Raw genomic sequence first — 14,275 nt, 5'->3', positions numbered from 1 at the left:
CTTGAAGCCCCATGTCCCCGGGCCTACTGTCCAGCCGACATCTCGAGGGCCTTTTCCATGAGCAAATCCCGCAAGCTGTTTGAGGAAGTCGGCGCGGAAAGCGCCAAGGACCGCCCGCGCGAGACCGGCCTGATCGACAAGGGCCGGCGCGGCGCGCGGGGCGCGATCCGCATCTGGCTGATGATGCTCTTCGGCCTGGTCGCGCTGATGATCCTGATCGGCGGTCTGACCCGGCTGACCGACAGCGGGCTGTCGATCACCGAATGGGCGCCCGTCGCCGGGGCGCTGCCGCCCATGGATGCGGCCACCTGGGATCAAAAGTTCGAAAAGTATAAGCAGATACCGGAGTATCGCCTGCAAAACGTCGGAATGACGTTGCAGGAGTTCAAGTTCATCTACTGGTGGGAATGGGGTCACCGGCAGCTCGGCCGGGTCGTGGGCCTGGTCTGGGCGGTCGGTTTCCTGGGTTTCCTGGCGACCCGCAGCATCCCGCCGGGCTGGACCGGGCGGCTCTTCCTGCTGGGCGTCCTCGGCGGCGCGCAAGGCGCGATCGGCTGGTGGATGGTCTCCTCGGGGCTTTCGGGCGACCGGATCGACGTGGCGAGCTACCGGCTGGCGACGCATCTCGGGCTCGCCTTCGTGATCCTCGGGGTGATCTCCTGGCAGGTCTTCCAGCTCGGCCAGCCCGAGCGCGAGCTGCTCCAGCGCCGCCGCAACCGCGAGGGCAAGCTCTTCTCCATGGGCACCGGGCTCATGCATTTCGCCTTCCTGCAGATCCTCCTGGGCGCGCTGGTCGCGGGCATCGACGCGGGCCGCAACTACACCGATTGGCCGCTCATGGCCGGCGGGATCTTCCCGCCCACGCCCTTCGAGATCGAGCCGATCTGGCGCAACTTCTTCGAGAACGCGGGCACCGTGCAATTCATGCACCGCGTCGCGGGCTACCTGCTGTTCATCTTCGGCGTGGTCGCCTGGCTGCGCGCACGCCGCTCGCCCAATGCCGACACGCGCTTCCGCTTCAACGCGGTCATGGCGATGATGACCCTTCAGATGGTGCTGGGCGTGGTCACCGTGCTTTACGGCGCGCCGCTCGAGATCGCCATCGTGCACCAGCTCGGCGCCGTGGCGCTCTGGGTGCTGATCATCCGCGCGCGCTTCGGCGCGGGTTACCCGAAACCGCAATCCCTGCGAGGCCAAGCATGACCGCCTATTCCGATCTCATGGCATTCCAGCGCGAGACCGAGGCCCTGGCCCAGGTGGCCGGGCGGCTCGGCTGGGACCAGGAGACCGTGATGCCCCGGGGCGCCGCCGACCAGCGGGCCGAGGAGATGGCCGCCATGGAGGCCATGCTGCACGCCCGCCGCATCGACCCGCGCATCCCCGAATGGCTGGACCGGATCGAGGAGGGCGCGCTCGACGAGGTGGCCCGCGCCAACCTGCGCGAGATCCGCCGCGCCCATGTCCGCACCGCCAAGGTGCCCGCGAAACTGGCCGCGGAACTGGCCCGGGTGACCTCGGTCGCCCAGGGCGTCTGGGCCGAAGCCCGCGCGAAGGACGACTTCCAAGCCTTTGCGCCGACGCTGAAAAACGTCCTGGCGCTGAAGCGCGAAGAGGGCGCGGCCCTGGCCGATGGCGGCCATGTCTACGACGCGCTTCTCGACGATTACGAGCCCGGGGCGACGGCGGAGAGCCTCGACGCGATGTTCGGCGCGCTGCGCCCGCGTCTCGTGGCGCTGCGCGAAAAGGTCCTGGGCGCGCCGCAGCCGCAGGCGCTAAGCGGGCAGTTCGACGAGAGCCGCCAGATGCAGCTGTCGCGCCAGATCGCCAAGGTCTTCGGCTACGACATGAGCCGGGGCCGCGTCGACAAGGCGGTGCATCCCTTCTCCTCGGGCTCGGGCATGGACGTGCGGATCACCACCCGCACCGCCGAAGACGATCCGTTCAACTGCCTGTATTCGACCATCCACGAGGTCGGCCACGGCAGCTACGAGCAGAACATCGACCCCGCGCATCTCTTGACGCCGATCGGGCAGGGCGCCTCCATGGGGGTGCACGAAAGCCAGAGCCGGATCTACGAGAACCAGCTCGGCCGCTGCGAGGCCTTCTGCTCCTGGCTGCACGCGCGGATGACCGAGGCTTTCGGCCCGCTGGGCGTCGAGGACGCGCGCGGCTTCTACCGGGCGGTGAACCGGGTGCACAACGGCTACATCCGCACCGAGGCGGACGAGGTGCAATACAACCTGCATGTGCTGCTGCGCTACGATCTCGAACGCGCGCTGATCTCGCGCGATCTCGAGGTGGCGGACCTCGAGGTGGCCTGGAACGACCGTTTCGAGGCGGACTTCGGCTACAAGGTCGACCGCGCCTCGAACGGCGTCCTGCAGGACGTGCATTGGTCGGTCGGGCTGATCGGCTACTTCCCGACCTACACGCTGGGCAATGTCTACGCGGGCTGCCTGCACCAGGCGCTGCGGCAGGCGGTGCCGGGCCTCGACGGCGATCTGGCCAAAGGCGATTTGTCGAGCGCCACCAACTGGCTGCGCGACAAGGTTCAGGTGCACGGCGGGCGCTTCACCCCGCGCGAGACGATCGGCAACGCCACTGGCGCCGAGCCCGAGGAAGGCCCGCTTCTGGACTACCTCGAGGCGAAGTTCGGCGACCTTTACGATCTGTAAGGGGCGGGCCTTCGGGCCCGCGCCGCACCCCGGCGACACCCCCCGCGTGACACAAAAAAACGGCCCCCTTGGGGGCCGCGTCAGGTCTACGGTGTGCAAGTGTGGTGCCTGTGGCCTGAAGGGCTGCCCGCCGAAATAAGCGGACCACGCAAAACGGCGCGTCATGGAGGACGCGAGACCCCGCAGCACAAGCGGAACTGGTTACCGGGAAACTGAACTCTAGCGAAAAGAGTTACCGTCTTTGCCATTCCCGGCAAGATGCGGGCCATCAAACCCGCGCTTGCAGAAATGGGAGGTCAGGCGCTGCGGCGGAACGTGCGCTGCGTGCCTTCGATCTGGCTGAAGCAATACATGATCCAGTCGACCACCCGGCGCATCACCGGGTCCGAGCGGCGGGTCTCGTGATACATCACCCAGAACTCCGCCTCGTAGGAGGGCAGCGTCGGGTCCGCATAGGTCAGGTCCGGGTCGTTCAGCGCCATGACGTCGGGCAGGGGGCCGCAGAGCCCGGTGACCTTGATCAGCCCGTAGAGCGCGCCGAAATTCTCGGTCCGCACCACCGGGTCGCAGCCCATGGCATCGAGCGCCATCTTCTGCACCGGGGTCTCGTCGAAAGCCTCGGCAAGGCCGATCCAGCCCTTGCCCTCCTGCGGGCCGGCGACGGTGCGGAAGAGGTTGAAGTTCAGCGCCCCGGCCTTGCGGGTGATGATCCGCCCGGCCTCGGGCGCGCCGAACTGCACCACCACGTCATGTTCGCCCAGTCCCTCGCGGATGAGCCGGTCGTTGAAGGTGATCTCGATCCCGGCGAGGTCCGCCGCGCGCTCCTGGATGAAGGGGATCAGCACCTGCGAGGTGATCACCGGCGGCGAGCCGATGGTGATCGGCACCACGTGGTCGCTGCCCGCCGAGGCGCGGGCGTTGAGCGCGGTCTGCAGCTCTCCGTCGAAGGTCTGGGCCAGTTCGATCAGCTTCTCCACCGAGGAGGAGGGCTGCCAGCCATGGGCGGTCTTCACAAAGGCCGCTTCGCCCAGCGTCTCGGAGAGCCGTTCGATCCGGCGCGAGACGGTGGCCGTGTTGGTGCCCAGCATCTTGGCGGCGGCGGTCATCGTGCCGGTGCGCGCCAGCGCCACGAGAAATCGGAGGTCGTCCCAGTTGTCCATGATCGCGCGGATCCCCAAACTGCCTGCCGTGCCCGGGGTGCGCCGCGGCGTCCTCCGGGGCAGAGAGACCGCGTTCAACCGACGCGGCACACCGATTGGATCGAGGTGTTTCTGCGGTTGCAATATCGCAGGGAGATCGCAATCGCGCAATTGCAAAAAGCGTTAAGTCTGGGTTTCGGGTCGGGTTTTCCGGGGCCTAGTGCCGCGCGGGAACCCCGGCCCCGAGACAAAAGCGGCCCGACCTTGCGGCCGGGCCTGCTTGTCTGCCTGTCCAGTGGGCCCGCGCGGCCCGGCCCGTCAGCTCTCCTCGGAGCCCGCCGCGCCGTCGCCGTCGCCCTCGGCCTCTTCGTCCTGTTCGGCGATCCAGGCCACGGAGACCACGGTCTCGTCCTTGCCGGTGTTGAAGACCTTCACCCCGCCGGCCGAGCGCGACCGGAAGGAGATGCCCTCGATCGGCACCCGGATCGACTGCCCGCGCGAGGTGGCGAGCATGATCTGGTCGTCGATCTCGACCGGGAAGGCCGCCACGACCGGGCCGCCGCGCATGTTCTTGTCCATGGCCTGCACGCCCATGCCGCCACGCCCGCGCACCGGGTAGTCATGGCTCGACGAGAGCTTGCCGGTGCCGCCCGCGGTGATCGTCAGGATCAGGTTCTCAGCCGCCGACATCTCGGCGTAACGCTCCTGCGGCAGCGGGCTGTCGGCATTGCCGTTCTCGTCCTCGTCGGCCTCGCCCTCCTCGGTGACGCCGGCCATCAGGCGGCGCATCTTGAGGTAGGCGGCGCGTTCGTCGGAATCCGCCTCGAAGTGCCGGATCACCGCCATGGAGACCACGTGGTCGCCGTTGGTCAGCCGGATGCCCCGGACGCCGGTGGACTTGCGGCCCTTGAAGACCCGCACGGCGGTGGTCGGGAAGCGGATCGCCCGGCCGCTGTCGGTGACCAGCATCACGTCGTCCTCTTCCGAGGCGATGCGCGCGTTCACCAGGCTCACGTCCTCGGGCAGATCCATGGCGATCTTGCCGTTGCGCATGACATTGGTGAAATCCGACAGGGCGTTGCGGCGCACGTCGCCCGCCGAGGTGGCGAAGACGATCTGCAGGTCGGCCCATTCCTCCTCGGGGCGGTCGACCGGCATGATCGCCGCGATCGAGACGCCCGTCGGGATCGGCAGGATGTTGACGATCGCCTTGCCCTTCGAGGTCCGCCCGCCGAGCGGCAGCCGCCAGGTCTTGAGCTTGTAGACCATCCCGTCGGTGGTGAAGAACAGCAGCTGGGTGTGGGTATTGGCGACGAAGAGCGTGGTGACCGCGTCGTCTTCCTTCAGCTGGCCGCCCGAGAGGCCCTTGCCGCCGCGCTTCTGGCTGCGGAAATCGGCCAGCGGCGTGCGCTTGATGTAGCCGCCCTGGGTCACGGTGACGACCATGTCCTCGCGCTCGATGAGGTCCTCGTCCTCCATGTCGCCGGACCATTCGACGATCTCGGTGCGGCGCGGCACGGCGAAGAGGTCGCGGACCTCGCGCAGCTCGTCGGAGATGATGCCCATGATGCGCTCGCGCGAGCCGAGGATCTCGAGGTATTCCTTGATCTTGCCGGCCAGCTCCTCGAGCTCGTCGGTGACCTCCTTGACGCCGAGCTGGGTCAGGCGCTGCAGGCGCAGCTCGAGGATCGCGCGGGCCTGCGCCTCGGAGAGGTTGTAGGTCCCGTCGTCGTTCATCGTATGCGTCGGGTCGTCGATCAGCCGGATGTAGGTGGCGATCTCCTCGGCGGGCCAGCGCCGGGTCATCAGCTTCTCGCGGGCCTCGGCGGCGTCCTGCGAGGCGCGGATCGTGGCGACCACCTCGTCGACATTCGAGACCGCGACCGCCAGACCGCAGAGGATATGGCTGCGTTCGCGCGCCTTGCGCAGCAGGTAGGCGGTGCGCCGGGCGACCACTTCCTCGCGGAAATCGATGAAGGAGGTCAGGAACTTGCGCAGGGTGAGCTGCTCGGGCTTGCCGCCGTTCAGCGCCAGCATGTTGCAGCCGAAGGAGGTCTGCATCGGCGTGAAGCGGAAGAGCTGGTTCAGGACCACGTCCGGGGTCGCGTCGCGCTTCAGCTCGACCACCACGCGGACGCCCGAGCGGTCGCTCTCGTCCTGGACGTGGGCGATGCCCTCGATCTTCTTGTCGCGCGCGGCCTCGGCGATCTTCTCGATCATCGCCGATTTGTTCACCTGGTAGGGGATCTCGTCGATGACGATCGCATAGCGGTCGCGGCGCAGCTCCTCGACGCGGGTCTTGGCGCGGATGATCACCGAGCCGCGGCCTTCGAGATAGGCCTTCCGCGCGCCCGAGCGGCCCAGCATCAGCCCGCCGGTCGGGAAATCGGGGCCGGGGACATACTGGATCAGCTGCTCGGTCGAGAGGTCCGGCTCGTCGATCAGCGCCAGCGTCGCCTCGACCACTTCGCCGAGGTTGTGCGGCGGGATGTTGGTTGCCATGCCGACGGCGATGCCGCCCGCGCCGTTGACCAGCATGTTCGGGAAGCGCGCCGGCAGGACGGTGGGCTCGCGGTCCTTGCCGTCGTAGTTGTCCTGGAAGTCGACCGTGTCCTTGTCGATGTCGGCCAGCAGGTAGCTTGCCGGCTTGTCCATGCGCACCTCGGTGTAGCGCATGGCTGCCGGGTTGTCGCCGTCCATGGAGCCGAAGTTGCCCTGGCCGTCGAGAAGCGGCAGCGACATCGAGAAGTCCTGCGCCATGCGCACCAGCGCGTCGTAGATCGCGCTGTCGCCATGCGGGTGGTATTTACCCATGACGTCGCCCACGGGACGGGCCGACTTGCGGTAGGCCTTGTCGTGGGTGTTGCCGGTCTCGTGCATGGCATAGAGGATCCGCCGGTGCACCGGCTTCAGCCCGTCGCGCAGATCCGGGATCGCCCGGCTCACGATCACGCTCATGGCGTAATCGAGGTAGGACGACTTCATCTCGTCGAGAATGGAGATCGAGGGCCCGCTCGGGGCCGCCGGCTCGGGCGGCGTCTGGCCTTCGTTTTCAGGCGGTTCGGGGGTATCGGTCACGGATGCGGTCTGCCTGTGAGTATTCTATATGTTGTTGATCTCTGTATAACAGACCGCAACAGAAAGGTGCAATGCGCCGCGCGATTTCCGCATGTGTTGGCAGCCGGCAGGGAGTGATGCTAACAACCTGTTTTTGTTGATTTTTCAGCGCTTCGTGGCAAGGATTCTTCTCCCAGAGGTCAACGAGGAGAAAAAAATGGCTGCGAGCGAGACCGAACTCATGCTGCAGGGCTACGGGCTGACGACGGCGGAGATATTCTACCGCATGCCCGACTACAAGAACGTGCTGAACACCTTCGTCTGGCAGGAATACGACCTGGCGCCGGATCACCCCAAGCTCTTCGGCTTCATCGAGTTCTGGCAGGACCGCATCGAGGGCCCGCTGCATTCGGTGCGCTTCACCCACCGCAAGATGATCGCGCCGGGAGAGTGGCGCAGCGTGGTGGGCGAGCTGTCCTATCATTGAGGGGCTGCGCGGGGCTTCGGGCCCTGTGGGGCTTGAGTGGTAGGCTATGGGCGGCGCGGTGGGGTGCGCAGGTCTGGACCGCGCCCGATCCCGCCGCCCTCTCAGCGAGGGCGCGCGGGTCTCCACTACGCCGGATCTCGCGCTCTCAAGAAGGGCGCGCAGGTCTCCACTGCGCCCGGTCCCACCCTCTCCACGAAAGCGCGTAGGTCTCCAACGCGCCCGATCCCGCCCTGTCAGCGAGGCACGCAGGGATCAACCACGCCCGATCCCGTCCTCTCAGCGAGGGCGCGCACCGGACCGGGGGCCGGCGCTGCTGAGTTTTGAGCGAGGCGCTTTATCCACGCAAGGTCAGGACTAGGGGATAGCTAAGCGCGCCACCCGAAGGAGCGCCGGCCCAAGGGGCCGGTCCGGCGCGCGCCCGGCACCTTCGGTGCTATTCGGGCGCAAGGGGGTGGGCTGGGGTTTGAGGCGTCATTCGTGGTTTTGGGGGAGGGGAGTGCCGCGGAGAAGGCATCGGTCTGTTCTGTGCCTTAAGCGCGGCCCTCCAAAGTCAGGTCATGTCCCGAGCCGCAATCCGCACCACCGCGCGCAGGCAGCTTCCACGTCCGCAGGCCCACTCACGCTCGAAAGCGAACGCAACCTATACCGCGCCACTTCGCCCACATCACCCGCAGCACCAAGCCTCCCGCTATCGCCCCACATCCCCCGCAGCACCAAGCCTCCCGATACCGCCCCACATCACCCGCAGCCACCACGCCCCCGGCTCACGCCCCCTTCGCGCCGAGCCCCAGCTCCATCAGCGCCCGCCGCAGGGGTGCTGCGTCGTGCAACAGCCCCAGGCCCTTGGCGCGCGCCGCCTGCAGCATCGGCAGGCCCTGCTGCGAGGCGCGGTTCAGCACCGCGATCCCCTGCATCCGCAGCTTGATATCCGGCGCCCGCCGCCGGGCATAATCGGAGAGCATGGCGGCATCGCCCAGCCCTTCGGGCCGGGCCTCGGCCAACTCCAGCAGCGTCGCGAGATCTTTCAGCGACATGTTCAGCCCCTGCGCGCCGATCGGCGGCATCACATGGGCGGCCTCGGCGACCAGTGCCAGCCGCTCGCCCGCGAGCCGCTCGGCGGACTGGATCACGATGGGCCAGAGCGTGCGCCGCGAAGCCAGGCGCAGGGGGCCATACATCGCCGCCGACCGCGCGGTCATTTCGGCCTCGAACTCCGCGGTCTCGAGCCCCGCCAGCCGCTCGGCTTCGCCCGCGCCGGTCATCCAGACCACCGCCGAGGAGGGGCGCCCCTCGAAATCCGGCAGCGGCACCAGGGTGAAGGGCCCGCCCTCGCGGTGGATCTCGGTCGAGACATTGCCATGCGGCGCCTCATGGGTGACCGCGAAGGCCAGCGCCTTCTGCCCGAAGCGCGTGGTCGAGACGCCGATGCCCGCGGCCTCGCGCATGGGCGAGCCGCGCCCGTCGGCGGCCACGACCAGCCGGGCCCGGACACGGGTGCCGTCCGACAGCCCGACCCGCGCCTCGCGGGTGCGGGTGAAGAGCCGCTCGGTCGCGGTGCCGGGCCGGTAGTCGACCCCGGGCAGATCCTCCAGCGCCGCGGCCATCTCGCGGCGCAACAGCCAGTTCGGCAGGTTCCAGCCAAAGGGCGCCTCGGAGATGTCGCCGGCGTCGAAATCGCGGGTCATCACCGGGTCCTGGCTGGCGTCGGCGATGCGCATGATCTGCAGGGGCGTGGCGTGATCCGCGAGCCGCTCCCAGAGCCCGGCGCGTTCGAGGAAGGCCCGCGCGGGCTGCAGGAAGGCGGTGGTGCGCAGGTCGGCGCCCTCGGCGGCGCGGTCGGTCACCGGCGGCGCGGGATCGACCACGCAGACCGAAAAGCCCGCCCGCCCGAAGGCCGAGGCGGCGGTCAGCCCGGCGATGCCTCCGCCCGAGATCAGGATGTCGACGTCCATGCCCATGCCTTTCGTTTTGCGGAAAGTTAGGCGCGGCGCGCGGCGGGGACCAGACCCGCGCGGGCCTTTGCCGCAGCCGCGCCGGATAGCCGTTCCGTCACGCCAGGCTTGCGAATGCACAACGTGCAGGCGCCTTCAGGCCACCCGCGCAGGCTGAGACCCGCCCGCCCGAATTCACACCACCCGCCCGAGGAACCCCGCGAGGTCGTCGGTGTGGAACTGGATGTGCTCCGCCGGGGCGGGCTCGGGGGCGACATGCACCGTGCGCATCCCCATGGCATGCGGCGCGGCGAGGTTGCGCGGGTCGTCCTCGAACATCGCCGCGCGGGTCGGCTCGATGCCGTCGCGCGCCAGGATCGCCTCGAAGGCGCGGCGCTCGGGCTTCGGGGCGAAATCCGCGTGTTCGACGCCGTAGACCGCGTCGAAGAGCCCCTCGAGCCCGCGCGCCTCGATCACCCGGCGGGCATAGGGCGCGGTGCCGTTGGTATAGACGATGCGCCGCCCGGGCAGCGCGGCGATCCCCGCGGCGAGGCCCGGATCGGGCGTCAGCCCGTCGAAGGAGATGTCGTGCACATCGACCAGGTAGCCCTCGGGCGAGACGCCGTGCAGCGCCATGAGCCCGGCCAGCGTGGTGCCGTAATCCGCCCAGTAGCGCTTGCGCAGGCGGTTGGCCTCGTCGCGGGTGACGTTGATCTCGCGCATCATCCAGTCGGTCATGCGCACCTCGATCTGGTCGAACAGGCGCGCCTCGGGCGGATAGAGCGTGTTGTCGAGGTCGAAGATCCAGGTCTCGACGTGGGAAAAGCGTGACTTCATGGCCTCCGAGCTAAGCCGATGCGCGGGGATGCGCAATGGCGGGCATTGCCAGCGGGGCGCGCCGGGGCCTATCGTCACCCGGTTCGGTTCACAAATTCATCATGCGAGACAAACCCTTGCCCCAGCGCGACGCCTATTCGCTGATCCTCGAAGCCATCGACATGGGCACCTTCCGCCCCGGGGACCGGCTGGTCGAGAGCGACCTGGCGGAGCGCTTCGGCGTCTCCCGCACGCCGATCCGCGAGGCGCTGCAGCGGCTCGAGACGCAGTCGCTCCTGACCCGCGACGGGCGCTCGCTGATCGTGGCCTCGCTCGATCACAACCAGATGTCCGAGCTTTACGCCGTGCGCACCGAGCTCGAGGGGCTGGCCGCGCGGCTCGCGGCGCGCCACGCCACCGAGGAAGAGATCGAGGTGCTGGGCGGCATGGTCGAGGAGGACCGCGCGCGGCTTTCCGATCCTTCGGCGCTGTCGCGCGCCAACCGGCGGTTTCACAAGCAGATCCACCTGGCCTCGCACAACCGCTTCCTGGTGCAGCAGCTCGACCTGGTGCATCGCTCCATGGCGCTGATGGCGACCACGTCGCTGGCCGCCGAGGGGCGGGGTGAGAAGGCGCTGGCCGAACACGCCAGCATCGTCGACGCGATCCGTCGGCGCGACGAGGATGCCGCCTACCGGGCGCTTCGGGATCATATATCGGTGGCCTTCGTGACCCGGCTGAAGCTCGACGCCGCGCGCGACGGCTGAGCGGGGGCTGCGGCGGGGCGGCAGCGCATCGCGCGCGGCCCGAACGTCATGGCCTGCCCGTAGCGCCAGCGCGCCGCGACCTGCCCGTAACGCTCGTGCGCCGCAACCTACCCGTAGCACCCGCGCGCGCTGAGCCGCACCTAACGCCCGACACCCCAGCCCTTCAGCCTCACCCCTTCGGCACATCCGCGCCGGGGGCATCGGGCGCCGAGGCGCCGTGCTGGGTCTTGTCCCAGTAGAAGGGCCGCCAGATGACCTCCCAGATCGCCTTCCAGGCCGCCGCGGTGCCCAGCGGGTAATAGAGGATCAGGCTCGGCACCCAGGGCATCAGCCCGGTGTGCGGCGTGCGCGAGACGGCGATCAGGCTCGCCAGGACCGAGACGCCCTCGGCGGTGATGAACAGCGCGAAAAGCGCGCCGAGCGCCTCGGGCGCCAGCACCGCCTGGGCGGGATGCGGCAGCCCCGCGAGGATCAGCCAGAAGGACCAGAGCGCCGGCGCCAGAAGGAACTGCAGGAGCGCGCCGAGGAACAGGATCTGCACCCCGCCCGCGCGCCAGGGCCCGAGGTCCCGCACGAGCCGCCCCGGCGCACGGCTGTGCGCCGCCCAGGTCATCGCGTAGCCCTTGAGCCAGCGCGAGCGCTGCTTGACCCAGGGCAGGGGGCGGTTGTTGGCCTCCTCGCGGGTCACCGTCGGCACGATCTCGGTGCGGAAGCCCTGCCGCGCGAGCCGGATGCCGAGGTCGGCGTCCTCGGTCACGTTGAAGGCGTCCCAGCCGCCCACCGCTTCGAGCGCGGCGCGGCGGAAATAGACCGTCGTGCCGCCCAGCGGCACCGGCACCCCGAGCCGCGCGAGACCCGGAAGCTGCATGCGGAACCAGCTCGCGTATTCGATGGCGAAGCAGCGCGAGAGCCAGTTGGCCTTGGGGTTGTAGAAATCCAGCACGCCCTGCAGGCAGGCGACCTCGGGGCCGCGGGCGCGGAAGCGGGCGACGATGCGCTCGACCTGGTCGGGGGCCGGCGCGTCCTCGGCGTCGAGGACGCCGATGATCTCGGCCCGGGTGAAGTTCAGCGCGTAGTTCAGCGCCCTCGGCTTGGTGCGCAGCCGCCCCTCGGGCACCGTCACGATCCGGCACCAGCCCGGCAGATCGGCCCGCGCCAGCGCCTCCGCGGTCATCCGGTCGCTGTCCTCGAGCACCAGGAGCACCTCGAGCGCGCTTCGCGGGTAGGTGAGCCGCCCGATCCGCTGGGCGAGCGCCGGGGCGATGTCCGACTCGTGGAAAAGCGGCACCAGGAGCGCCACCCGCGGCAGCGGCGGCTCGGCCGGGGGATCGGGCGGATCGGGGCGGCGGCTGGCGATCAGCGCCGCGACCCGCAGCGCCTGGCTGGCCAGAAGCGAGAGCGTCGCCAGCGCCAGGAGGCTCGCGAAAAGCGCCAGCGGCGCCACCCACAGAAGCCCCACCGCCAGCGCCGCGATACCGAGCGCCAGCGCCCGGCGGCCCGGGCCCGTCGCGCCGAACTCGCGGCAGGAGAGCGGCTCGGGCAGGGCCGTCTCGGCCCGGTCGACCAGCTTGGCGCCGTGGCGCGCGCCGATCTCGGCCAGGATGTCGGCCTCGGCGGCCATGCCCATGCGCATGGCGAAACCCAGCGGTTCGAGCGCCCGGGCGGCCTCGGCGAAACCCTCTTCGCTGGCCGCGGCGATCAGCAGCGTCTTGCCGCGCAGCCGCCAGGGCAGGGCCGAGGCCGAAAGCGCGATATCCACCGGCAGAAGCCCGGCCAGCTCTGGGTCGGGCGGGTCGCGCAGCGGGTCGAGGTAAGGCGCCCCGGCCGCCGCGCCGCGGCTTTGCGCCAGCTCGGCGGCGGAGGCGAGCCCGCGCGCCAGGAGCACCTGCGACAGCGCCACCTCGGTGCGCGCGGCCTCCTGCAGGGCCGAGACCAAGTCCCGGGCCGAAATCCGCCCGCGCGCCAGCAGAAGCCCCGGCGCCGTGGCGCCAACCGCCCGGTCATGGTCCTGTCGAAACTCTGTCTGCCGTTGAACCTGCACATGCGCCCCCGCGACAAGTCACGGGGGCAGCATAGGCGCGCCCAGGCTTAACGACCCCTTAACGGGGCCGATAAAATTCGGCTCAAACCTGCGCGGCTTCGGGTTTGCGCGCGGCCATGGAGGTGGCGAAACGCTCGAAGAGGTAGAAGCTGTCCTGCGGGCCGGGGCTCGCCTCGGGGTGATGCTGGACCGAGAAGACCGGCTTGCCGGAAAGGCGGATGCCGCAGTTCGACCCGTCGAAGAGCGAGACATGCGTCTCTTCCACCCCGGCGGGCAGGGACTGGCTGTCGACCGCGAAGCCGTGGTTCATCGAGGTGATCTCGACCTTGCCGGTCTCGTGGTCCTTGACCGGGTGGTTGGCGCCGTGGTGGCCGTGGTTCATCTTCACCGTCTTGGCGCCAAGCGCCAGCGCCAGCATCTGGTGGCCGAGGCAGATCCCGAAGACCGGCAGCTCCTTCTCCAGGACGCCGCGGATCATCGGCACCGCGTATTCCCCGGTCGCCGCCGGGTCGCCCGGGCCGTTCGACAGGAAGACGCCGTCGGGGTTCAGCGCCAGGACCTCTTCGGCGCTGGCGGTGGCGGGCAGGACGGTGACGTCGCAGCCGGCGCTCGCGAGGCACCGCAGGATGTTGCGCTTGGCGCCATAGTCGATGGCGACGACCTTGTGCTTGGGCGCCTCCTGGCGCTGGTAGCCCTCGGGCCAGGCCCAGCGCATCTCGTCCCAGCGGTAGCTCTGGGCGCAGGTCACGTCGCGCGCCAGGTCCTGCCCCTCGAGCCCGGCGAAGCCGCGCGCCTTGGCGACCAGCGCCTCGGTGTCGAAGTTGCCCTCGGGGTCATGGGCCAGCGCCACATGCGGCGCGCCCTGCTGGCGGATCGCCCGGGTCAGCCGCCGGGTGTCGACGCCGCCGATGGCGATCCGGCCGCGGCTGGCGAGCCAGTCGCCGAGCTCCTGCGCGGCGCGCCAGTTCGAGCTTTGCGTCGGCATCCATTTCACCACCATGCCGGCGGCCACCGGGTCGCGGGTCTCGTCGTCCTCGGGCGTGACGCCGGTGTTGCCGATATGCGGGAAGGTGAAGGTCACGATCTGCCCGGCATAAGAGGGATCGGTCATGATCTCCTGGTAGCCGGTCATCGCGGTATTGAAGCAGAGCTCGGCCACCGTGTCCCCGGTGGCGCCGAACCCGTGACCGTAGAACAGCGTTCCATCGGCCAGGGCGAGGCAGGCTGTGGGCTTGGTCATGGGGGCGCTCCTGCTGTGTCGGTAAATTGACCCGTATCTAAGGAGAGCCGCGCATGCGGTCAAGTGCGCGGAATTTTGGCAAAGTCAAGCGTTTTCAATGGTTTGGCATTGCGGCCCGCGAT

Annotated in this window: 10 protein-coding genes; 4 read left to right on the top strand and 6 right to left on the bottom strand. The window is 69.2% G+C overall.

Annotated elements, in window-relative coordinates:
* Positions 1 to 57 precede the first annotated feature (57 nt).
* Together ctaA and LR948_RS00505 are read left to right on the top strand one after the other, a co-directional pair.
* Entirely contained in the window at positions 58 to 1,203 is a 1,146-nt protein-coding gene (ctaA, locus tag LR948_RS00510) for a heme A synthase (RefSeq protein WP_232751957.1), read from the top strand.
* The gene (locus LR948_RS00505) at positions 1,200 to 2,675 is read left to right on the top strand and encodes a carboxypeptidase M32 (protein ID WP_232751956.1); all 1,476 of its coding nucleotides are present in this window, start codon (positions 1,200 to 1,202) and stop codon (positions 2,673 to 2,675) included. Before ctaA ends, LR948_RS00505 begins: the two co-directional genes overlap by 4 nt.
* Before the next feature lie 296 nt (positions 2,676 to 2,971).
* On the opposite strand, the gene LR948_RS00500 is transcribed toward LR948_RS00505, so the two are convergent.
* Together LR948_RS00500 and gyrA are read right to left on the bottom strand one after the other, a co-directional pair.
* Positions 2,972 to 3,835, bottom strand: coding sequence for a LysR family transcriptional regulator (locus LR948_RS00500; protein WP_232751955.1), 864 nt, complete (start codon positions 3,833 to 3,835; stop codon positions 2,972 to 2,974).
* 297 nt (positions 3,836 to 4,132) lie between these two features.
* The gene (gene gyrA / locus LR948_RS00495) at positions 4,133 to 6,892 is read right to left on the bottom strand and encodes a DNA gyrase subunit A (RefSeq protein WP_232751954.1); all 2,760 of its coding nucleotides are present in this window, start codon (positions 6,890 to 6,892) and stop codon (positions 4,133 to 4,135) included.
* 196 nt (positions 6,893 to 7,088) lie between these two features.
* Between gyrA and LR948_RS00490 the strand changes: the two genes are divergently transcribed.
* Complete coding sequence (locus LR948_RS00490) at positions 7,089 to 7,358, top strand: usg protein (protein WP_232751953.1); 270 nt, start codon at positions 7,089 to 7,091, stop codon at positions 7,356 to 7,358.
* A gap of 764 nt (positions 7,359 to 8,122) precedes the next feature.
* Here LR948_RS00490 and LR948_RS00485 read toward each other — a convergent pair.
* The gene (locus LR948_RS00485) at positions 8,123 to 9,310 is read right to left on the bottom strand and encodes a UbiH/UbiF family hydroxylase (protein WP_232751952.1); all 1,188 of its coding nucleotides are present in this window, start codon (positions 9,308 to 9,310) and stop codon (positions 8,123 to 8,125) included.
* Positions 9,311 to 9,484: 174 nt separating this feature from the next.
* Positions 9,485 to 10,126, bottom strand: a complete 642-nt coding sequence (locus LR948_RS00480) for a pyrimidine 5'-nucleotidase (RefSeq protein ID WP_232751951.1) — start codon at positions 10,124 to 10,126, stop codon at positions 9,485 to 9,487.
* Positions 10,127 to 10,227: 101 nt separating this feature from the next.
* Between LR948_RS00480 and LR948_RS00475 the strand changes: the two genes are divergently transcribed.
* On the top strand, positions 10,228 to 10,872 hold the full coding sequence (locus LR948_RS00475; protein WP_232751950.1) for a GntR family transcriptional regulator: 645 nt from the start codon (positions 10,228 to 10,230) through the stop codon (positions 10,870 to 10,872).
* Between the two features lie 169 nt (positions 10,873 to 11,041).
* Here the strand turns inward: LR948_RS00475 and LR948_RS00470 are convergent, their stop codons facing one another.
* Together LR948_RS00470 and carA are read right to left on the bottom strand one after the other, a co-directional pair.
* Positions 11,042 to 12,913 (bottom strand): glycosyltransferase family 2 protein, encoded by a 1,872-nt coding sequence (locus LR948_RS00470; protein WP_232751949.1) that lies wholly within the window; start codon positions 12,911 to 12,913, stop codon positions 11,042 to 11,044.
* 82 nt (positions 12,914 to 12,995) lie between these two features.
* Positions 12,996 to 14,153 (bottom strand): glutamine-hydrolyzing carbamoyl-phosphate synthase small subunit, encoded by a 1,158-nt coding sequence (gene carA, locus LR948_RS00465; RefSeq protein ID WP_232751948.1) that lies wholly within the window; start codon positions 14,151 to 14,153, stop codon positions 12,996 to 12,998.
* Positions 14,154 to 14,275: the final 122 nt, after the last annotated feature.

The organism is Roseivivax sp. GX 12232, assembly GCF_021272185.1.
In the GTDB taxonomy this organism is placed as follows: domain Bacteria; phylum Pseudomonadota; class Alphaproteobacteria; order Rhodobacterales; family Rhodobacteraceae; genus Roseivivax.
This window is presented reverse-complemented; position numbering and strand designations above follow the sequence as displayed.

Excerpts from the sequence above, each read along its gene's own strand:
- carA (WP_232751948.1), bottom strand. The coding sequence starts at position 14,153 with ATGACCAAGCCCACAGCCTGCCTCGCCCTGGCCGATGGAACGCTGTTC.
- LR948_RS00475 (WP_232751950.1), top strand. The coding sequence starts at position 10,228 with ATGCGAGACAAACCCTTGCCCCAGCGCGACGCCTATTCGCTGATCCTC.
- LR948_RS00505 (WP_232751956.1), top strand. The coding sequence starts at position 1,200 with ATGACCGCCTATTCCGATCTCATGGCATTCCAGCGCGAGACCGAGGCC.
- LR948_RS00485 (WP_232751952.1), bottom strand. The coding sequence starts at position 9,310 with ATGGACGTCGACATCCTGATCTCGGGCGGAGGCATCGCCGGGCTGACC.
- LR948_RS00480 (WP_232751951.1), bottom strand. The coding sequence starts at position 10,126 with ATGAAGTCACGCTTTTCCCACGTCGAGACCTGGATCTTCGACCTCGAC.
- LR948_RS00490 (WP_232751953.1), top strand. The coding sequence starts at position 7,089 with ATGGCTGCGAGCGAGACCGAACTCATGCTGCAGGGCTACGGGCTGACG.
- LR948_RS00500 (WP_232751955.1), bottom strand. The coding sequence starts at position 3,835 with ATGGACAACTGGGACGACCTCCGATTTCTCGTGGCGCTGGCGCGCACC.
- ctaA (WP_232751957.1), top strand. The coding sequence starts at position 58 with ATGAGCAAATCCCGCAAGCTGTTTGAGGAAGTCGGCGCGGAAAGCGCC.